The organism is Parabacteroides sp. D25, from assembly GCF_000307475.1.
Lineage (GTDB): Bacteria > Bacteroidota > Bacteroidia > Bacteroidales > Tannerellaceae > Parabacteroides > Parabacteroides distasonis.
This window is the reverse complement of record NZ_JH976503.1, coordinates 214,605-236,218: the sequence shown is the minus strand read 5'-3', so window position 1 is coordinate 236,218 and position 21,614 is coordinate 214,605. Positions and strand designations below refer to the sequence as shown.

Here is a 21,614-nt window from a genome sequence, read left to right as displayed (position 1 = left end):
GCCCCTGCATCAAAGGCTAGACACGTACTTTAACAGATTATTTGCCGGTCTCTTTTCGTACGTTTCTGTATTGGTTGGGCGTAAGTCCGGTGACTTGCCGGAACTGCCGGAAGAAGGAGGTTCGGGAGGTGAAGCCTGATTCGGAGGCTAGTGCGGTGATGTCGCTGTCGGGACGTAGGGCGACGAGCGAAAGGAGGTGGTGTACCCTGTATTCAGCCAGCCAACGACTGAAGTTCATTCCCGTCTGCCTATTGAGGGTGGTGGATAGTTGTGTTCGGTTAGTACCCACTAGACGGGAGAGGGTCACAAGGTCGAGATTAGGATTTAAGAAAGGCTTTTGCTCTTTCATAACTGATAGGATTCGTTGATATAGGAGATTATCAGCTTTTGTTGTGACCTCGGTGTTTGCCTCTGAATGATCTGGTAACTTTATTTGTGGCCGGGAGATTAGCGGAAGTGGATCGTGTATTAGCAACCAAGCTGCATGATGGCTTATCAATAAATCGAATAACTGGCGTAGGCGATGGCGATGATTTCTCCACCAAAGATATCCTCCGGTTAGGATAGCCATGAGTAAAATAATGATTCCGGTTAGGATATACTGGATGAGCCGTGCCTGTTCCGCCTCCATCTTCTGACTTTTTAAGCGGGTGGATAATAGTTCGTTTTGTAGGCTTTCGCTGATCATCTTTCTGCGTATGTTCATTTGCTCTTGGGCATAATGGGATTGTAGGGAGTCAGCCCGGTTTGCCTGTTGGATGGCTTCCGATTGATTTCCGGTCGTATAATAGCATTCGGACAACATACGTGCCACACGCACCTTATATTCCTCGATATTGTCTTTGTTCCTCAAGAGAGGCGTGGCGACATTATTGAATGAGACTCTGTCTAATTCCTCCAATACGGATAGTGCCTCTTTGTTTTTTCCATGTTTCCGGAGAGAGACGGCGTATTCCATGAAGAGTTGATATTGCAGATAGCTGATCGTGTGTATTTGGTGTTTCGCCTGAAAGTGGCGGATATCGGTAATGCATCGTTTGGTCCATTCCTCCGCTTCGGCGGTCTTTCCCGTACGGCTTAATGCTATAGCTTTTACTAAGTGAGGAGAGCTTATCACTTTATATTTCAAGTTCACCAATGCTGAATCCGCATAGATGAGTGCTTGGGGATATAATCCACATTCAAGACAAGCGTTAGCCGCCGTGATATACCAGTTTTGAGGATTTATATATGCATATTTTCGTGCCTCGTTTATCCATCGCTCGCATTCTGCGGGTTGGCGTGTCTGTGCGTGAAGAAATGCCATACGCAGGTGATTCATGAGAAGGTGCTTGTCTTTTATGCGGATGGCATAAGGTTTCATGCGGTCGAGTAGCATTCTCGCATGAGCCGTGTCCTGTAATCTGCAATAGCGAGTGTATATGATTTGGCGGGTTGCCAGCAAAAGCGAGTCATTCCCTATTTCTTGGGCATGGGTTTCTATCTCTTCGCATAGCTGGTCGTTCAAGCGACCGCTCAACAAAGAATAATCATTCAGTTGCGCTATTTGCTGATCCAATTGCTGCTTGGGTGGAAGAAGAGAGTGGGAGTCGCAGGCGTAAAGGACTGACAGTAGGAATATGTAAAGTATGCTTGTTTTCATGATGTCATAGTTTTATTTGTAATTCCAGACCGAAAAAAGGCTGGGTATTTTGTTGAAGGTAAGATCTCGTGCTGGCTGAATAGCGAGTGGGGCGTAAATCGGCGAGGTTGTTGGCAAAGAATGCCAGCGTGATGTGCTCTCCGAAAGCTTTGTTTACCCGAATATTCAGCATACCATATGGTTTATAAGAGTTTGGTAGGAATCGTTCCGGTGCGGTGGTGGAGAGTAAAGGCGCAAAGGCTGGATCCTCTTTCTGTGCCTCGGTGAACGGATGTATGATTCCGTCTGTTCCACACCAATATAGGGGCCATACATTCTCGCCAGTGCTACCGTTGTAGAGCGTACGATATTTATAGAGCCATATCATTTGCCACGTAAGGGTAGTGACCAGTCCGATTCTGGGGATGCGGGTGATGAAACGGAAGTTCGTGGAGATGATCTCCGAACGACTTTCATTTCCCGGTCCGCCTTGCCTGTCGTAAAAACCTACGTAGGGGTATTCTGTTTTATCTGTGTACTGGATCGGCCAGATCCCGTTAAGGGCCGTATTCTTTTCTCGTACATATAACCAAATCCCGTCTACGATTAGGGAGGTACGCAAGGGTGAGAAAGTCCCGAGGTCCGCTACCATCTCAATCCCATGTTTCTTCCTATGGAGTGTATTGACTGGTACAGATACCGGCGTGTAACTATATTTCTCTTGATAAGGGACAGCCTTACCGTTCACCCATACCTGTCCATCTTTGTATTCAGGACGAAGTTGGGCGGTTGATAGATAATCATATTCCCGATAGCTGAACGGAATATATTGCGCCGAGGAGGAAAAGCCATCCGTTTGTTTCTCGAAAAAAACGGTCATGTCTAGTCGGATGGCCGGAGTCTTCCCTATAAGGCCAACCTCTATCTTTCGATTTACGGTAGGTTTTAATTTCATATTTCGTTCCATTCCGGGGGCATGTGTCGTGAGAATACCAAGGGTGTTTCCACTTTCATTGCTATCATTATAATAGAAAGAGACCTTATCATTATAAATAGCTTCCGGGTAGAGTTTTTCCAATGTCGGCATGAAACTGATCCATCCGACCCCGGCTTTTAAACTCAATGTATAGCCGGAGGGAGAGGAGCAGAGAGACCATAAGAGATTCAGGCGAGGTTCTGTCTGATAGATTAAGGCATAATCCCGGCTTTTCAATCCTTGATTTCTTAATCCGGCTTCTACATGGAGGTTGGGAGTCCGGTATGTGGCCTCAATGAAGCCACCGAACGTATGCAAGGATGGGATTTCCCGGAATGAGCGGGGACGGATAGATGTAGAAGGAGGCCTTTGCCGATCGAAATCCCTGCCTCGCCCTTCGTTGCCCTCACCACGCCATGAGAATCCGGCGGCTAAGCTGATTTCACGTCTCTGCCGTAGCGGAAATGAGGTAGACGCCAGCATCTCGGTTTCTACATAAAAAGGTCGGCTTTCATTGACTAATGTGTACATGTAGTTTGAGGATAAAACATGGGCTTCCCATTCGCCGCTCTCTTTCTGGTCTGTATAAAGCTGGCTAGAGGCATTGTTGACCTGACTCTTTGTTTGTTTGCTTTTTTGAAGGGAACCGTCTATTCTCAGAGACAGCTTCTTGAGCCAACGTCGGTCGGGTTGCCATTCCCCTTGTATGGAAAATCGCTGATCCAATCGTTGTCTTTGTGTATGATTCTGCTCGTTGACGAATTGCTTTTCCTTTCCTATGCGAGAGGTGTAAGTAAGGCTTAATTCTAGTTTTTTCCCTGTGGGCAACCAATGGCAAAGGTTTGCCAAGCGTATGCCGCCGGTATGGAAATCGCCTTGGCTGGTATAGTCCGCTAACAGGTTGAGCGTATGGCCTTGTGGGGAGATACAGAAGCCTTTTCCAAGCATATATTGTTTCAGTTTCGGATTGTAACGTATGCTGGTGGAGAGAGGCATTCTACCTTGATGAGTCTTGAGTAATAATACGCTATTTGTTAAGTTTCCGTACCGGGCAGAAGGTATTCCCCGGATGATTTCCGCCTCTTTCACTTGGTTGAGAGATAGAAAACGGGCATCATATCCTTCGTAAGGCTCGTTGATGCCGGTGTTGAAATGAAGAGGAGAGCCGTCTACCCATATTTGGGCACCCATAGCTGCGTTCTTATGAAATTGGTTTACCCCGTTCTTTAAAGAAACCTCCCGCACTGAGAAATATTGTGCGTCTGTCACCCCTGAATTATTGGTGAGACCTCCTGGTAATAACTGTGTCAGATCAGCGATTGTGATCGGTTGCGTGTGTTCCAATGTTGATGCAGGAAGCAAGGAAACCGTACCCGGAGTCTTAGACTCGATGGCTGTTACCAAAATATTGGGTAAATAGAAGGACAGAGTATCCGGTTGCTCTTGCCCGTGAAGGTAATTGCCCGGATGAAGTGATGATAATAAGAGAAATATCGTCACGATCCTTATTGGTATTTTGTACAAAGTTGAGTAACGCATAGTATTAGACCTATTTATAGCCAGATGACAATACTGAAGTTTCCACCCCCTCCGAGGGTCGATTGAGGACTTGTCGTTTGTTCGAGACTACCCTTTAAACGAAATCCCGCTGATAAGGCGGAATGAATGGGATGCCGATATTCCATTTCCGTACCGATACCCAGACGGGTTGCCATGCGAGCAATAAAATCCTCGTTCACTTTTTGCATGTTCTGCTCTAGCTTGATTTCTGCTGAGCCATTCTCATCCTTCTGCGTTTCCTTCTCCCATTTGATCTCGGTACCATAGCCCGATACGATATACACGGACGGGCGGATACTTACCTTGTTTTCTTTAGGTAGGCGGATTTGTCGAAAAAACGCGACCTCTCCGTGGAAGAGCCCTGTATATTGTTTGACCGTAAAAGGATATATGTAGAAATCATTTTCCAAACGATTCCATCCGACAGTCATTTGCCATGTGGATACCTTTTCGCTCGAAGTATCATTCTTTGTCGCCTCGTAACTTAGTTGGGTAGATAACATCCGTTGCCTTGCTAGGCGATAGGTGGCGAATGTAGTCCATATGGCAGACGAGCTTGTGGTGGGATTCCGTTGTAATATGCGGTTGGCCGTAGTTTGGTTGAATCGGGCTGTGGGCGACCAGATATGCGTCCACGATTTATTCGTTCGGGTAAAATGACTTTGGTAACTGATTTGATGCAGCCGTTCTTCCCAGCCTCTCAAGTTGCCGGAGTTATTGGGATTGTCCGCTAATTGCTGGGTCTCGTAGGAGAGATCATGGAAAAGACTCCAATGCTCTTTTAGGGTTTCCGCTTGCAAGGAAACACCTAGGCGTTTTCCTTGACTGCGAAACAGGAAACTTCCCGATAATTCTTGCATCGGAAGCCAATAACCCAGAGGAAATGTATAAAGTTTATCTTTACTATCCGTATCATACGTTAATTCCTCTGTACGATGGGTATAATGGATCGAGGCTCCAAAGCGTCTGCGTACTTGTTCGTAAACGATACCTCCTGATATCCGGATTAAGTGTGCCATCCCATGGTAGATATGGTAAGAGGAGCGATCTTCGTTGCTTGTAGCTGTATAGTCTCCATCTATCCCGACCTTGATTTTCGGGGATAAGACGTAAGCCGCTTGTCCGTAGATCCTGTATTTCTCGATGCGTTGTGGCTCTCCCAAGGAATCGCCGGCCGTAATCAGATAGTCCGGTTGCGATAATAAATTCCATTTTCTCCCTTCCAGTAGGCTTTGCGACCAATCGATACCACCCGCCAGCCAAAGCAGACCCAGCTTTCGGTTACCGGATACATAAGCCCTATAGGTCTGTGTTTGATCCGGCTGGTCGCTGGCAGGCAAGGCGGCTTGATGGATCAAATAACTTAAACCAGCTTCCATAGCGCTGTCCTTAGGCACATAGCTGATGCTGACAGGATTGGTGGATAAAGCCCATGCGCTTTCTTGTTGAGCCCATGACCGTGAGGCATAGACAGATATTGATATCATACATAGAATGATAGTGATCTTCATAGAGGCTTACCGTTTTAAGGAAGGTGGACTTTTCTCGAAATCCTCGGCGGTGTTATTGGAATCTTTCCAGCGGAAGCGTTTCCCCTCTTGCTCATATTTCCGACGCATTGCCAGGCCGGAACCGCCGGACGTGGCTATACCCGGACTCACATCCATAGAAGATGGGATACGTGTGTAAGCTACCGTAGAGGTTGAAGAGACGAAATTCGCGATATCCAGCACCCAATCAGCGGGTATATGGAGGTATTTTAGCGTATTGAAACTCTCAGGTTCTTTTTGGATGTGATCCGGATTGGCGATCCATTCTCTTAAGTCCGTTTTGGGACGGAACAAGAGGATCGTCGGGCCGTTCATGGAAAACAGATAGGAGAAACCGGTGCCACGCCATACCAAGTTTAGAGGTTTTACACCGGCGGAGATTTGGCTTCCGGTCAAGATAGGATCCCAAAAAGCCCATTCCACGCTGGATAAATCGAGCGAGGCCGGAACTCCCACTTCGCTATTGGTATGGTTTATGGCGTTAATCGCTATCGTTTGTCGCTCCCCCGGTTGAATGGGATATTCGGTTCCCGTTCCCGGAAACTCCCAGCACATCATGAATAAAGGTATTTCTTTCATATCGGTATGGAGCATCCATCCGGAAGGCTTTGTCACGCTTACGGGCCCTGCTTGTGCGATACATAGGCCATCTAGGAAAATCAAGTCATCGGAGTTATTGACCAACGTGAGGTATTGATCTTTATTATAGACATTTTTCCCGTCAGGCCAGAGACAACCGCTGAAATAAATCTCGCTAATCAGCAGACGGCCTCGTTCGGACACTTCCAAAGGTATTTCCACGGATCGTTCTTCTCCATTGGCCTCGAACTGGATATTGGAGAGGCTACCACTCAATATATAATCCCTGTTGCCAGTCGTGGTTTCCTGATTTGCGGAGATTGCGCATATGCCAGCGGTTAGTTCAAATAGAGCTAGTCCATTTGTGTCGGTGGTCGTGGTGTAGACACAGCCTATACTTTGATTGATTAGTGTGACCGGGATATTCGCCAAGGAGATATCTGCGTATCCGGAAGGTTTCTTCAATTGGATATGGATACTCCCCGTTTTGAAATACTCATTCTCGCATCCTGCCAGAAAACACAGACAGAGCAGGTGGGTGAGGAGAGAAAGATGTTTGTCTATCATGAATATGGGGCATTGTGCTTAATAACTGTAGACAAATATATGTGATTTTTTTATATTTTCCATTTAGGAGCTAAAAACATTAACATGTGTTCTTCTTATTTCGGTAGCTTCAGCACGAACCGGATCAAGGCCACGAACACCTTCCCGTACCGGTCCAGCTTGATTTGCCCCACGCCCCGGATGTCGCTGAACTGATCCAAGGTGACCGGTTTCTTCTCCACCATGTCTTCCAAGGAATCGTCGGAGAAGATGATATAAGCCGGCGTATGCTCTCGCTCGGCAATTTGCTTGCGAAGCTGGCGGAGGGAGTCCAGCAAGGTCTCGTCCGTAGAGGCGGACCGGATCGGCCGGATCGGCTGGGCCTTGAAGGAGGATTTCCGCTCGCCTCTCCGGACGGGGCGTGTCAGCTCATCCGGTTCCCGATAGATGACGAGCTGGGCCTTTTGCTCCCCGTACAGGACACGCCTGCCTAGCGGGGTCATCCGCAAGACACGCTCGGCGGCGTAGTCGATCTCCATGTACCCGAGTTGGATCATCTGGTAAATGTACTCCTTCCATTCTTTATAAGAGAGATCCCGTCCGGCGCCGTACGTCTTTAGCTTATCGTATCCTCTCTCAAGGAGTTCCGCCCGACCGGAGGCACGTAATATGTCGATCAGCATTTGCATGCCTACATGCTCGCCGGTCCGGATGACGGCGCTCAGCGCTTTTTGTATCAAGACACTGCCATCGAAGCGTTGCGGAGGGTTCTTGCACACGTCGCAGTTGCCGCAATCATGGTCCGCCTCCTCGCCGAAGTAACTGAGCAGGACACGGCGGCGGCACATATCGGACTCGCAATACCGTCTCATCCGGTTTAGTTTCTCCAAGTTCACCTCGCTTTGGCCACTCTCCTCGGCGAAACGGCGAAGTACGATCAAGTCGCTCAAGGAATAGAACAGGAGGGCATCGCTTTTCATCCCGTCCCTTCCGGCACGGCCGATCTCTTGGTAGTAGTTCTCGATACTCCCCGGCATGCTGTAATGCACGACCCAGCGGACATTGCTCTTGTCGATACCCATCCCGAAAGCTACCGTGGCACACACCACGTCCACCCGGTCGTTGATGAAGTCGTTCTGGGCCTGTTCCCGTTGGGCGGGCAGGAGGCCGGCGTGGTAGGCGATCGCCTTGATATTATACATCGCCAACTCATCGGCCAGCTCGGTCGTATCGTTGCGGCGCATGCAATAGATGATACCGCTCTGCTCCCGGTGCCCCCGGATGAAATGGACGATGGCGGCGATCTTCTCTTTCTTGTTAAGCCCTCGGCGTACCGTGAGGGAGATGTTCGGGCGGTCGAACGATGATATGAACGTTTGGGGCGTACGAAGCCGTAACTGCTCTAGGATATCCTTCCGGGTGATTTTATCGGCGGTAGCGGTCAGGGCCACGACCGGGACTTTCGGGAAACGTTCCTTCAATATCGCCAGTTGCGTGTATTCCGGACGGAAGTCATGCCCCCAATGCGATACGCAATGCGCCTCGTCGATAGCGATGAGCGAGATGTCCAGCCGGGGCAGGAACCAGTCCGCCTCCATCTTGATCCGTTCCGGGGAGATATACAATAATTTGATCTTGCCCTGCACGCAAAGTTGCTTCACCTGCTGTTGCTCCTCTTCCGGCATCATGCTGTTCAACGCCGCCGCCGGGATGCCGTTGGCGATCAACCCCTCTACTTGATCCTTCATCAAGGCGATCAAGGGGGACACCACCAAAGCCGTACCCGGCAGATAGATAGCCGGTAGCTGGAAACAGATCGACTTGCCTCCACCCGTGGGCATCAGCACCAACGAGTCCTCTTTCTGTAAGATACGCTGTATGATGTCCGCCTGCAAGGGACGGAAGGAGGTATATCCGAAGAACTTCTTCAGTAGTAGTAATAATTCTTTCATATCGCTTTACGGGCATAAAAAGCGCAAAGATAGTTTATATCATAAAGTTTTACTACCTTTGCCCGCATTATTTACATAACGAGCCGTGATGGCTCACCCTATTTTAGAATGACATTTGAAGATTTAGATTTGATAGAGCCGATATGTAAGGCTCTCGTGCAAGAAGGTTATACGACTCCAACACCTATACAATCAGAAGCGATTCCCATCGTTTCGCAAGGTTATGATTTATTGGGTTGCGCCCAGACAGGAACCGGTAAGACGGCGGCGTTCTCCATCCCGATTATCCAGCGGTTATATCTCCAGAAGAAGAAAGGTTACAAACGGGGTATCAAGGCATTGATCCTTACGCCTACCCGTGAGCTTGCCATCCAGATCGGAGAGAGCTTTGCCGCTTACGGCCGTTTCGCCGGATTACGCCATACGGTGATATTCGGCGGGGTGGGACAGAAGCCCCAGACGGAAGCCTTGGAAAGAGGCATCGATATATTAATCGCTACGCCGGGACGTCTGCTGGACTTGATCGGACAAGGATTCATCCACTTGGATACCTTGGAGTATTTCGTCTTAGACGAGGCGGACCGTATGTTGGACATGGGCTTTATCCATGACATCAAGCGTATTTTACCGCTATTGCCCAAGAAACGCCAGTCCTTGTTCTTCTCCGCTACCATGCCCCCTGAGATCGAGCGCTTGGCAGGTACGATCTTGAGCGAGCCGCAAAAGGTGGAAGTAACCCCGGCCTCATCGACCGTGGATGCGATCGACCAATCCGTTTATTTCGTCGAGAAGGCCGAGAAGATCAACTTGCTGAAAAGCTTGTTGGAGAACCCGGAACTGGAATCCGTATTGATCTTTACCCGTACGAAACACGGGGCGGACAAGGTGGCCCGTGTCTTGTCGAAAGCGGAGATAGGGGCGGAGGCGATCCATGGCAACAAGAGCCAGACCGCCCGCCAGCGTGCCTTGACGAATTTCAAGGATCATACGACCCGTGTGCTGATCGCTACGGATATCGCCGCCCGTGGAATCGACGTGGATCATCTGACGCACGTCATTAACTATGAGCTTCCTAACGTACCCGAGACTTATGTACATCGGATCGGGCGTACGGGTCGTGCGGGCCGTGAAGGTGTGGCTTTCTCTTTCTGCGACGCCGAGGAGGTACCTTTGTTGAAAGATATCCAGAAACTGATCGGCAAGGAAGTCCCCATAGCCGGTGGCCATATGTATGAGACCAAGGAGGTGAAAGCCGCCGTAGCCGAGAAGAAAGAAGCGATCAAGCAAGAGTCGAAACGCCGTAATATGTTCGGAAGCAAACGTGACGGTAGTTACTGGCGTAACAAGAAGCGTGCCGCCAATTCTTCTAAGTAATCTAAGTTGTTGTATTGTAACGACGTATAGTGTCAGTCCTTTCCATAGCATTGGCACAGTCGTGCCACGCCGGTGGCATCCGGTTCGTCACCTAAGTATCCAAACAGTCCGCTTTAGCGAGCTGTTTGGCGCTATTACCCTATACTTTCTTTTAAAATGAGGTAATCTCTGGAATATTTCATTATTTTTGTGATTCAATTGTGAGTGAAACTTAAGGGTTGACGTTTGTGCTGATTGTAAAGGAGGACATAATATCTCGGATCAATAATGGCGATGCCAAAGCATTTGAACAATTATATACGACCTTCTACGTGTACTTGTGCGCCGTAGCGACTAAATATGTCTATAATTCGGAGGCGGCACGTGAGATCGTTAATGATGTTTTTATGAATGTATGGAATCACCATTCGGCGTTAATACATCCGGTAAACGCTTATTTAATTCGCTCGGTACGTAATTATTGCCTGAATTATTTAAGAGATAAACGTCAGCAAGAAGTCCCTTTATCAGATGTACAAGAAAACTTATTGTCGATACAAGAGTTGCAGATAGACGCCGATCCCCATCCGTTGGCTTATCTGGAGAATAAGGAATTCGAGGAGAAAATCTATCGTGCCGTGGATTCCTTGCCCGCTAAATGCCGGGATATCTTCGTGCAATATCTTTACCATAACAAGACCTATGAGGAAATAGCGATAACAAATCATATCAGTTCCAGTACGGTACGAGTACAGATCAAGATCGGTTTGGCGAAGTTGCGTGAACTTTTAGGCGATCTTTACCCTCTTTTCTTACTTATATTTAATTTTTTCGAAAAATAATTGGAATCTCCTTAAACGGAATCTCTAAAACAGGTGTATATAATAGAAACCGGGTTGAAAACCGGCTCCTTTGTTAATATCATGGAAATAGAGAATAAACACATAGAAGATTTAATTTATAGCTACCTCATGGGAGATATATCCGAGGAGGGGCGAAATGAATTACTACAATGGTTGGAAACGGATGACGCTCATAAACAGTGCCTTTCCGAGATGGCGGATTGTTGGGCGACGGCGCATGTACCTTTGTTTGCCTCTGATATGAAAGCCGATTTCCAAAAATATTTCGGGGCACTTATCGATCCCGCTATTCCTTCTGAAAAGAATCATTGGCTAAATTTTCGGTTTTTAGGAAAAGTTGCCGCCTCGGTCTTGATCGTGGTATCGGTGGGGACTGCCTCTTATTATATAGGAACGAGACATAATCAGCCGAAATCTGCCGCCTTGGCTTATTTTGAGACGACAACTCCTATGGGAGCCCAAACGAAAGTCGTTTTACCAGATCAATCCGTGGTCTGGGTTAACGCAGGTTCCACGTTGAGATATGGCAGTGATTTCAATACGAGCGGACGTAGCGTACAATTGGATGGTGAGGCTTACTTCGAGATTACCCGGGATTCCCTTAAGCCTTTTATCGTAAAATCAAAGAAGTTGGATATCAAGGTCCTAGGAACTAGCTTTAATGTAAAGGCTTACGGAATGGATGAAATGACCGATGTCACTCTGGTGTCGGGAAAAGTAAACGTGAGCTTGCGGGATGAGGTTGCCCATGCGGGCGATGTGACCTTGACTCCAAACCGGAAACTAAGCTTTAATAAGCAGACCAATAAGGTAAGAGTCAGTGAGGTGGATGCCAAGGATGCTCTCTCTTGGATGGACGGTAGCCTGAAATTCTCCGAGCAACCTTTCATGAGTATCGCCAAGGATTTGGAACGTAAGTTCAACGTGCGTATTCGTGTCGAGAGCGATCTTTTGAGAAAGGAAATCTTCTCCGGTAGCTTTACGAAAGATTATTCGTTGGATAAGATCCTTCGTGAGGTGGACGTGGATCATAAATATGTGTGGACTCGTTCGGGAGATGAGATTATTATAAAAGATAAGTAAAAACAAAAATACAAACCTTAATCCTAAGGTGTAAGTGTGGAAAATAGTATAAACGAGAAAATTATTTATTAAATCTAACTTTAATGGAAATGAACTATTTCAAGAAGACCGGTAAGATGATGGTAGCCGCATGTATGCTTGCGGGACTGCCGTTTATTCCCGGTACGGTTTCAGCGTCCGAACTTCAGACACAAATGATGTCTGTTCAAATGGAAAGTACGACATTAAAAGAACTTTTCGATTTGATCGAGGAAAAATTCAATTACACGTTCCTTATCCGTAACAATGACATCAATCTGAATGAGCGTATCTCAATCGACATGTCGAACCGCTCGGTCGAGGAGATTTTGACGACGGCGCTGAAAAATCAGCATGCTGATTTTGTTGTAAACAACAATAGGATTGTTGTTTACAAGTCATCTTCTAATCCAAATGCATTGAGAAACGCAGAGAGAATGGTGGCGCAGCAGACGATTACGATTTCAGGTACCATTGTTGACGCGGTGACGGGTGAGCCGATAATCGGCGCGAATGTGCTCGTGAAAGGCACTACGAACGGTACCAGTACCGATTTCGATGGAAAGTTTAGTTTGGAAGCTCCGGCCGGAGCTACTTTGGTCGTTTCTTACATCGGTTATGTGAACCATGAGGTTAAAGCGACTAGTGCTCCGATGACTATCCGTATCAAGGAAGACACTCAGAACCTTGAGGAGGTGGTTGTTGTTGGTTACGGCGTGCAAAAAAAGGAAAGCTTGACGGGTGCCATGCAGGTGGTGAGCAACGAGAAATTGTTGGATGCCACTAGCCCTACGGTCGAGAACTTATTGTCTGGTAAGGCTCCGGGCGTGCAGGTTACTTCGGGTGGTGGTCAGCCGGGCGCTGCCGGTAAGGTGGTGATCCGTGGTAAGTCTACGGTAAACGGTAGCACGGACCCTCTTTGGATCGTGGATGGCGTAATCGTCGGTACGGATGCGGGTAGCTTGAACCCGGCTGATATCGAATCCATGTCTATCTTGAAGGATGCCGCTTCAACCGCTATCTATGGTTCTCAAGGAGCGAACGGTGTTATCGTGGTGACTACGAAGAAAGGTAAGATCGGAAAAGCTACGATCAACGCTTCCGTAAAGATGGGTGTGAACCAGTTGCACCGTGGAAACATGAATATGATGAACGGCGAGGAATTATATGATTATTATAAATCTTTCGCTAATCAAGACGCCCTTCCGAGTTATTTTACGGAGGATTTGCGCAACCGTAACTTCGACTGGTGGAAAGAGGGTACGCATCTGGGCTTCGCTCAAGACTATAACGTATCTGTTTCCGGTGGCTCAGAGAAGATCAAGACGTATACATCCGTTGGTTACTATAATGAGGATGGTGCCGTGAAAGGATATGACTACAAGCGTTATAACTTGCGTTTCAATGTGGATTACCAAGCGACGGATTGGTTGACTATCAAACCTAAAGTATGGGCTACCCGTAGCGACGTGATGGACCAGCAGCAAGATCTAGGCGCTATCATGTACGTTAATTTCCCTTGGGACTCCCCGTATGACGAGAATGGCGACTTGATCCAGCAATACAGGCCGACCGATTGGGTGAATAGCGATGCTACAAATTACTTGTATGACCTGCAATGGAATTATGAGAAGAAAACTTCCTATGAGTTTATGGGAAACTTTGACTTCGATATCAAGTTTACCGATTGGTTGACTTTTGCGTCCGTGAATAGCTATAAATATAATAACATTCTTTTCAAAGGCTATAACGATCCTCGCTCTAAGGCAGGAGAGGCCGACAATGGATTGTTGCAAGATAAGACCACAACTTCTTATCGGGTATATAGCAACCAATTGCTTCGTTTTAATAAGGTGTTCGATAAACATTCCATCAATGCGATATTGGCTTATGAGTGGAACTCTTATACCCGGGAAATCAAGGATCAGACAGCGGCTAGTTTCGCTCCGGGTTTCTCCGTGGCAGATGTAGCGACAACTCCTAAGACAATAAAAGGATCGCAAGAGGAATGGGCTGTACAATCCTATTTGTTCAATGCCAATTATGCGTATGACAATCGTTATTTATTGTCTTTCTCTTTCCGCCGAGATGGTGCCTCAAACTTTGGTGAGGATGCTAAATATGGTAATTTCTTCTCTGTTAGTGGTGGTTGGAATATCCATCAGGAGGAATTTTTCAAGGCAAAGGATTGGGTACAGCAATTGAAGTTGCGCGCTAGCTATGGTTCTGTAGGTAATCGTCCTACTGAGCTGTATTCGCAGTATACTTTGTATGCTATGTCTACGGGATACAACGGTGATCCGGGTGCGGTAATTGCTCAAAAAGAAAATAAGAACTTGACATGGGAGAAAACCTATACGGCGGGTGTAGGTATCGACGCTATCTTGTTCGATCGTCTGACTATTAATTTGGATTATTACAATAAGAAAACAACCGATTTGCTTTATAAAGTGCCTCTGCCCGGTGTGACAGGTATCACGGGTATCTATCGTAACGTTGGTTCTGTTAAGAATAATGGTTTCGAGGTTTCATTAGGTGTGGACATCTTGAAAGGTGGTGATTGGAATTGGAGCGTTGCCGCTAACTTGGGCTTGAACCGTAATAAGATCACAGAATTGTATGGTGGTAAGAGCGAGATTATTACTGCCAACGCAGGAACAAGCTATTACATCTATATGGATAAGATCTTGACTCCGGGTCAGGATGTGGATACTTGGTATGGAACTGAATGGGCTGGCGTAGATCCGCAAACAGGAGCTCCGTTGTGGTATACAACAAATGAGAAAGGAGAACGCATAACAACTTCTGATTATAGCGAGGCTTCCAAGCACCAGACTATATTAGGAAAATTAAGCCCTGACTTCTACGGTGGTTTCTCTACAAATCTATCTTGGAAGAATATCGATTTATCCGCAGTCTTCGGTTATTCGGTAGGAGGTGAGATTTACAATTATGACCGTTCTATGTATGATAGTGATGGTGCTTATGTAAACTATAATCAAATGAATTTAAGGGATGATTGGAATCGCTGGGAAAAACCGGGCGATATCGCTACCCATCCAAAAGCTGAATATGGTAATAAGAGCCAATCCAGCAAGGGATCTTCCCGTTACTTGGAGGATGCGAGCTATTTACGTTTGCGTAGCTTGACATTAGGCTATACGTTACCTTGGAAGATCCAATATGTAGACAATGTCCGTCTTTCTTTCTCGGGTGAGAACTTGTTTGTTCTTTCGGGTTTCTCTGGAGTGGATCCGGAACTTCCCGCTGAGGTAGGAAGCCAATACAAGGCTGGTTCGGTTGGTGTGGCCATTTCTCCGTACCCACAAGCCCGTAAATTTATGTTTGGTTTAAATGTTACATTTTAATTAAAGGAATAAGAATGAAAAAAATAGCTATAGTGGCTCTTGCGGCAGCGGCCACATTTATAACAAGCTGTGATATCGAACGTATGCCTTATGATAAGTATACGGAGGACAAGATCATGGAAGATAAGGATGCTGCGGTTGATGTCTTATTAAACGGTTGCTACGCTAAATTGAAAACTGCATCTGAGCATTTACACTATTGTGGAGAGTTCCCCGGGGATAACGTTTGCAAGGATAAGCCGACCACAAATCCATTCGGTACTTACTTTACTTATCAGCATACCGTTAATAATGGTGGGCTTTCTACGGTTTGGAACAGTGCTTATAATATCATCTCGCAGACAAGTTCTTTAATGAAGATGATCAATGAGAATGAATCTCCAGAGTTGAACCAAAAGTTGGGTGAGGCCTATTATATGCGTGGCATGATGTATTTTTATCTGTGTCGTGTGTTTGGCCGTCCTTATTATCAAGAACCGGAGAAGAATCTGGGTGTACCTATTGTGAATGGTATGCCTGAGGATATGGATAACCTGGATCTTCCGGATCGTTCTTCCGTGAAAGATACGTATGAGCAAGTTCTGTCTGACTTGAAAAAGGCAGAAGAGTTGATGTCTGATTTTAAGTCGCCCGCCTATGCCTCAAAGTATGCGGCTCAAGCCTTGTTGGCCAAGGTTTATATGTATATGAGTGGTACTTTTGAGAATCCGAATAAGGAATACGCTCAATTATCTTATAATTATGCGAATGAGGTAATCGAGAGTAATCAATTCTCCTTATTGAGTCGTTCGACGTTTATGACATATAATGAGCTTGCTCCGGATGCGGCTTCTCAAACGGAGACTATTTTTGCCGTGAAATTCATTGCTTCGGATTGGGATGATTGGGGTAGCCCGTTAGGTAGTATGTATGCGGAGATTGATGGTCAAGGCTGGGGTGAGGTATACGCTAGCGCTAAATACATGGATTTGCTGCATGAGACAGGTAAAAATACGGATGCCCGCGAGGCTTTTATCCATCCACAATATAAGAAGAATGATGCGGGAGATCAAATTCCGGCTTTCCGTTTCGTCGCTAACTTGTATACGGACGGAAAGATTTCCGGTTATGTATATCGTCAGGGTGAGACAAAGGAAGTAGGTGGTAAGTTAATCGCTACCGTGGATGATGAAGAGTACACATTAACTCCCGTAGATGTGGATAATAAACGTTATTCTATTAGTTATAAGGGAAAAACTTATGTCGGTGATTATGATTACCTGATGTTAGAAAGCCAAGGTAATCCGAAATTCTATAGTTATAAATGCTCTAAGCAAGAAGGTTATCCCCACCTTTATTCACCGGTTATCTCTCGCTTAGGTGAGTTATACCTGATTCGCGCCGAGGCTAGCGCTAAATTAGGAAACTATACAAAAGCATTAGCCGATTTGAATACCGTTCGTACCCGTTCCTTACCTAACGCCGGATATAAATCTTTGGATGCGACAAACGCTCATGAGCTTATCATGAAAGAACGTCAGTTGGAATTAGCTTATGAGGCTGACCGTGGTTTTGATGTATATCGTGTAGGCGATACGATGAAACGTCATTACCCGGGATTCCATGACGGCGTGCCTGAATATCCTGCTACCAGCCCGTTGGCTATCCAGTATATTCCGCAGTCTGAGATTAACGCTTATCCGGGTACATTAACTCAGAATCCGTAATAAGCGATGAATAAGTATTGTATAATGAGTGTGTTGGCAGGGTTTTCCTTGCCAACAACTTTAATAGCTCAATCAGCTCCCCGGCAACCTAACGTGGTGATCATCGTGGCCGATGATCTCGGGTATGGTGATCTAAGCTGTTACGGGGCTCATCGCATACAGACTCCGGGAATGGATCGTATCGCAAATGAAGGCATACGCTTTACGCAAGGTTATTGTACGGCGGCTACTTCTACCCCCAGCCGGTATTCCTTGCTTACCGGATTATATCCTTGGACAAATAGGGATGCCAAAATACTTCCCGGCAATGCGGCTCTGATTATCAATACTCAACAGGTTACCTTGCCGAAGGTGATGAAGCAAGCGGGCTATGTCACCGGCTCGGTCGGCAAATGGCATCTAGGATTAGGTGACGGGGTGGTAGACTGGAACAAGCTGGTTTATCCCGGAGCGAAAGAGATCGGTTACGACTATTCTTTTATCCAAGCTGCTACTAATGACCGGGTTCCCTGTATCTTTATCGAGAATGGGAGAGGTGTAAACCTCGATCCGAACGATCCTCTCTATGTCAGTTATAAGGAGAATTTCCCCGGGGAACCGACTGGGAAGGATAATCCTGAATTACTGAGAATGCTCCCGAGTGTCGGGCATGCCGGCGCTATCGTAAACGGTGTACCTCGAATTGGTTTCCAGAAAGGAGGCAAGACCGCCCAATGGAAAGATGAGGATATGGCAGAGTTGTTCCTTGAGAAGGCGAAAGGTTTTATGAAAGAGAATAAGGATAAACCTTTCTTCCTGTACTATGGCTTGCATCAACCGCATGTACCTCGTGTTCCGAACGAGAGATTCGCGGGTAAGTCGGGGATGGGACCTCGTGGAGATGTTATCTTGGAAGCGGATTGGTGCGTGACCGAATTCTTGAAGGAAATGGATAAGTTGGGGCTAACGGAAAATACGTTAGTTGTTTTCACTAGCGATAACGGACCGGTTCTGGATGACGGTTATCAAGATCAAGCCGTGGAATTGGTAGGGGATCATAAGATGGCCGGACCGCTTCGTGGAGGAAAGACGAGCTTGTATGATGGTGGGACCTGTATCCCGTTCATGCTTCGTTGGCCTGCGGAAGTTAAGCCGGGCGCTGTGTCGGATGCCTTGGTTTGCCAGATGGATTTGTTAGCCTCGCTGTCGGCGTTGATCGGACAGACCTATTCTGATAAGGTAGATAGCCAAAACACCTTGCCTGTCTTCCTAGGAAAAGGTGGTAATGGGCGAAAGGAACTTGTCTTGGAAGGTTATTTCAATTATGCGCTACGTGATGGTGATTGGGTCATGATCCCGCCGTATCCGGATACCTATGGCGACGCGGAGGAGGCTGCCTTTGCCGGAAATAGTAACTGTTATCAATTATATAATGTAAAGGAAGACATCGGTCAGCAAGTTAATTTGGCGGAAAAAGAACCTAAAAGACTTCGACAGATGATGATGACCTTCGAGAGGCTAAAAAGGGAAACCGGAAAGATAACGAACTTTTAGTCTTGGACTCTTTATTTTTCAAAATACTCAATAACGTTTTGATTGAAAAAATATTTTTTTTAATTTTGTATCCTCAAAACACAAACTAATTTATAAAATATATGGAAAACACTCGTCGTTCATTCCTTAAGAAAGTATCTGCCGCTGGTATTGGTGCCGCAGGCTTGGCAATGGCTGGAAACGCCGGAGCTACAACAACTGCCGCTGAACCCCAAAAGAAAAAAACAGCCGGTAAAGATGATGGTAAATTACGTTTCGGTTTCATCGGAACGGGTTCTAGATGCCATGAGCATATTAATAATGTATTGGCGATCCCCGGTAATAAGATCGTAGCGATTTGCGATATCCAACAGGGCCCGATCGATAGTACCTTGAAACATATCGCTAAATTTAATGTCCCTGCTCCGAAAGTTTACAAAGGGGGTGAACGTGAATTTGAGAATATGTTGAACAACGAGGAGTTTGATTGCGTGATCATCGCAAGTCCTTGGGAATGGCACGTACCGATGTCTGTCGCCGCTATGAAGGCTGGTGTTCCTTATGTAGGCGTGGAGGTTTCTGCGGCTAACACGTTAGAGGAGTGCTGGGATTTGGTAAATGTTTCGGAAGCAACCGGAAGCCATTTGAATATCATGGAGAACGTATGTTATCGTCGTGACTGTATGGCTGCGTTGAATATGGTCCGCCAAGGTTTGTTCGGCGAGATCTTGCATGGTGGTTGTGGTTATGAGCATGACTTGCGTGAGGTGAAATTCAACGATGGAACTCATTACAACTATGTACCGGGTAGTGGTGATCTTCGTATGGGTCCGACGGCTTTCGCCGAGGCTCAATGGCGTACGAACCATTCCGTACATCGTAATGGCGATATCTATCCGACTCACGGTATCGGACCGATAGCTCATTGTATGGATATCAATCGTGGTAACCGTTTCCTTTCTTTATCCGCTATGGCTACTCAATCTCGTGGATTGCATAAGTTTATCGTGGATAATGGGGGTGAGAATCATCCGTTGGCGAAGGTCAACTTCAATTTGGGAGATATCGTGACTTCTATGATTAAGTGTTCTAATGGACAAACGATTATCGTAACCCATGATACCAATTCTCCTCGCCCTTATTCATTAGGTTTCCGTGTTCAGGGAACTGAGGGTTTATGGATGAATGATGGCGATCATGTATATGTACAGGGTAAATCCAAACCTCACCGTTGGGATGATTCGGAGGAATGGTTCAAGCAATATGACCATAAATTATGGGCACAACATTCCGCTGAGGCGGCTGAGGCCGGACATGGTGGTATGGACTATATCATGATGTACGACTTGATCGACGCTATCCGTAATAAAAAACCGGCTCCAATGGATTGCTATGACGCTGCCGCTTGGAGCGCTATCTCCGGCTTGTCAGAGATGTCAATCGCTCGTGGCGGTGCTTTAGTAGACTTCCCGGATTTCACCCGTGGACAATGGATTCACCGTCAACCGCAATTCGCTTTGTAATAAATTTTCATAAAATACTAGGGAAGGATGTCTTTGTTAAAGGCATCCTTTTCTTTTTTATATACATTTTTCTTGTCTCTTCGAGTATTATGATTATTTTTGTCACTCAAGTTAATCTATTCTATCTAAATTTTAAATTCGTACTATGAAGACAAACAGAAGAGACTTCCTGAAGACTCTTGGAGGAATCGCGGCATTTACGATTGTACCGCGCCACGTGTTGGGTAATGGATTCATCGCTCCAAGTGATCAATTAACAAAAGGAATTATCGGTACAGGTGGTATGGGCCGTGGACATGTGGACTATGCCGGGACTCGTCTTGTCGCTGTGTGTGACGTCGATAAGAATCATCTGGAGCTAGGTAAACAGTTGGTAAAGGATAAGATTGCCGCATACCATGATTTTCGTGATTTGATTCTAGATCCCAATGTAGATATCGTTCATATAGCTACGCCTCCTCACTGGCATGGTATCATGTCTGTCGAGGCCGCTAAAGCAGGAAAAGATATTTGGTGTGAGAAGCCTATGACCCGTACGATCGGGGAGGGTAAACGGGTAATGGAAGCGATGAAGCAATACGGACGTATGTTCCGCTTGAACACTTGGTTCCGTTTCGCTGACCTGTTCTATGGACTGGGCACTCCAGTGAAACCTTTGAAGAAACTGGTTCAAAGTGGTATGTTGGGCTGGCCGCTAAAGGTAACGATCAGCAAGCATACCGGTTTCGACTGGAAGTTCTATTGGGTTGGTAAAGAATATCTGGAACCACAATCGGTGCCTAGTGAGCTGGATTATGATTTCTGGTTGGGTCCGGCTCCTTACAAACCTTATAACCCGCATCGTGTGCATCAGACATTCCGTGGATACTGGGATTATGACGGCGGTGGTTTAGGGGATATGGGACAGCATTATATTGACCCTGTACAATATTTTCTAGGAAAAGATAATACCAGCCCGGTTAAGGTAGAGGTGGATGCTCCGCAACAACATCCGGACGCCGTGGGTACTTGGCGCTCGATTACGTATACCTATGAGGATGGTTGCCAGATCGTACTTTGGGGAGGTGATTACGGGGATCCGAACACACCTTATATTTCCGGACCGAACGGGAATGTTTATAAGAATTTCGTATGTGATATCCCGGATTGGGAGAAAAAGTTATCCGATTATCCCGAACCTGAGCCACAGGTTACCGACTTTATCGAGTGCGTAAAGACTCGTCAGCCTTTTGCCTTGAATGAGCGTAATGGCTTCCGTTCCGCTACGATCGTGAATATGGGTGCCGTAGCCCTTCGTTTGAATCGTACGCTTCACTTTGATCCCGTAAAACTGGAATTTATTAATGATGAGGCCGCTAATCGTTTGTTGGATCAGCCGATGAGAGCGCCTTGGAATATTTAAAC

Annotated in this window: 13 protein-coding genes; 8 read left to right on the top strand and 5 right to left on the bottom strand. The window is 46.5% G+C overall.

Annotated features, from left to right (window positions below; all coding sequences use genetic code 11):
- Window positions 1–37: 37 nt before the first annotated feature.
- From HMPREF0999_RS11565 to recQ, 5 genes are all read right to left on the bottom strand, one after another.
- Entirely contained in the window at window positions 38–1,642 is a 1,605-nt protein-coding gene (locus HMPREF0999_RS11565) for a helix-turn-helix domain-containing protein (protein WP_009275983.1), read from the bottom strand.
- A gap of 4 nt (window positions 1,643–1,646) precedes the next feature.
- Window positions 1,647–4,136: a TonB-dependent receptor gene (locus HMPREF0999_RS11560; protein WP_009275982.1), complete on the bottom strand. Its 2,490-nt coding sequence runs from the start codon at window positions 4,134–4,136 to the stop codon at window positions 1,647–1,649.
- A 14-nt stretch (window positions 4,137–4,150) separates the two neighbouring features.
- Window positions 4,151–5,668: a DUF6850 family outer membrane beta-barrel protein gene (locus tag HMPREF0999_RS11555; RefSeq protein ID WP_009275981.1), complete on the bottom strand. Its 1,518-nt coding sequence runs from the start codon at window positions 5,666–5,668 to the stop codon at window positions 4,151–4,153.
- Between the two features lie 6 nt (window positions 5,669–5,674).
- A complete protein-coding gene (locus HMPREF0999_RS11550) occupies window positions 5,675–6,853 on the bottom strand; it encodes a DUF4876 domain-containing protein (RefSeq protein WP_009275980.1) in 1,179 nt (392 codons plus the stop codon).
- A gap of 95 nt (window positions 6,854–6,948) precedes the next feature.
- Window positions 6,949–8,784 carry a DNA helicase RecQ gene (gene recQ, locus HMPREF0999_RS11545; RefSeq protein ID WP_009275979.1) on the bottom strand — a complete coding sequence of 612 codons (1,836 nt, stop codon included), beginning with the start codon at window positions 8,782–8,784 and terminating at the stop codon, window positions 6,949–6,951.
- Window positions 8,785–8,892: 108 nt separating this feature from the next.
- On the opposite strand from recQ, the gene HMPREF0999_RS11540 reads away from it, so the two are divergent.
- The 8 genes from HMPREF0999_RS11540 (at window position 8,893) to HMPREF0999_RS11505 (ending at window position 21,612) form a co-directional block, all read left to right on the top strand.
- The gene (locus tag HMPREF0999_RS11540) at window positions 8,893–10,158 is read left to right on the top strand and encodes a DEAD/DEAH box helicase (protein WP_009275978.1); all 1,266 of its coding nucleotides are present in this window, start codon (window positions 8,893–8,895) and stop codon (window positions 10,156–10,158) included.
- 218 nt (window positions 10,159–10,376) lie between these two features.
- A complete protein-coding gene (locus HMPREF0999_RS11535; protein ID WP_008772119.1) occupies window positions 10,377–10,979 on the top strand; it encodes an RNA polymerase sigma-70 factor in 603 nt (200 codons plus the stop codon).
- A gap of 81 nt (window positions 10,980–11,060) precedes the next feature.
- Window positions 11,061–12,083, top strand: coding sequence for a FecR family protein (locus tag HMPREF0999_RS11530; protein WP_029257176.1), 1,023 nt, complete (start codon window positions 11,061–11,063; stop codon window positions 12,081–12,083).
- A gap of 83 nt (window positions 12,084–12,166) precedes the next feature.
- Window positions 12,167–15,469: a SusC/RagA family TonB-linked outer membrane protein gene (locus HMPREF0999_RS11525; RefSeq protein WP_009275975.1), complete on the top strand. Its 3,303-nt coding sequence runs from the start codon at window positions 12,167–12,169 to the stop codon at window positions 15,467–15,469.
- Between the two features lie 14 nt (window positions 15,470–15,483).
- The gene (locus tag HMPREF0999_RS11520) at window positions 15,484–17,175 is read left to right on the top strand and encodes a RagB/SusD family nutrient uptake outer membrane protein (protein WP_005856821.1); all 1,692 of its coding nucleotides are present in this window, start codon (window positions 15,484–15,486) and stop codon (window positions 17,173–17,175) included.
- Window positions 17,176–17,181: 6 nt separating this feature from the next.
- On the top strand, window positions 17,182–18,708 hold the full coding sequence (locus tag HMPREF0999_RS11515) for a sulfatase family protein (RefSeq protein WP_008780575.1): 1,527 nt from the start codon (window positions 17,182–17,184) through the stop codon (window positions 18,706–18,708).
- A gap of 101 nt (window positions 18,709–18,809) precedes the next feature.
- On the top strand, window positions 18,810–20,210 hold the full coding sequence (locus HMPREF0999_RS11510) for a Gfo/Idh/MocA family protein (protein WP_009275973.1): 1,401 nt from the start codon (window positions 18,810–18,812) through the stop codon (window positions 20,208–20,210).
- Between the two features lie 145 nt (window positions 20,211–20,355).
- Entirely contained in the window at window positions 20,356–21,612 is a 1,257-nt protein-coding gene (locus tag HMPREF0999_RS11505) for a Gfo/Idh/MocA family oxidoreductase (RefSeq protein ID WP_009275972.1), read from the top strand.
- Window positions 21,613–21,614: the final 2 nt, after the last annotated feature.

Coding starts and splice junctions, on each gene's coding strand:
- HMPREF0999_RS11565 (WP_009275983.1), bottom strand. CDS start 1,642: ATGAAAACAAGCATACTTTACATATTCCTACTGTCAGTCCTTTACGCC.
- HMPREF0999_RS11560 (WP_009275982.1), bottom strand. CDS start 4,136: ATGCGTTACTCAACTTTGTACAAAATACCAATAAGGATCGTGACGATA.
- HMPREF0999_RS11555 (WP_009275981.1), bottom strand. CDS start 5,668: ATGAAGATCACTATCATTCTATGTATGATATCAATATCTGTCTATGCC.
- HMPREF0999_RS11550 (WP_009275980.1), bottom strand. CDS start 6,853: ATGATAGACAAACATCTTTCTCTCCTCACCCACCTGCTCTGTCTGTGT.
- recQ (WP_009275979.1), bottom strand. CDS start 8,784: ATGAAAGAATTATTACTACTACTGAAGAAGTTCTTCGGATATACCTCC.
- HMPREF0999_RS11540 (WP_009275978.1), top strand. CDS start 8,893: ATGACATTTGAAGATTTAGATTTGATAGAGCCGATATGTAAGGCTCTC.
- HMPREF0999_RS11530 (WP_029257176.1), top strand. CDS start 11,061: ATGGAAATAGAGAATAAACACATAGAAGATTTAATTTATAGCTACCTC.
- HMPREF0999_RS11525 (WP_009275975.1), top strand. CDS start 12,167: ATGGAAATGAACTATTTCAAGAAGACCGGTAAGATGATGGTAGCCGCA.
- HMPREF0999_RS11520 (WP_005856821.1), top strand. CDS start 15,484: ATGAAAAAAATAGCTATAGTGGCTCTTGCGGCAGCGGCCACATTTATA.
- HMPREF0999_RS11515 (WP_008780575.1), top strand. CDS start 17,182: ATGAATAAGTATTGTATAATGAGTGTGTTGGCAGGGTTTTCCTTGCCA.
- HMPREF0999_RS11510 (WP_009275973.1), top strand. CDS start 18,810: ATGGAAAACACTCGTCGTTCATTCCTTAAGAAAGTATCTGCCGCTGGT.
- HMPREF0999_RS11505 (WP_009275972.1), top strand. CDS start 20,356: ATGAAGACAAACAGAAGAGACTTCCTGAAGACTCTTGGAGGAATCGCG.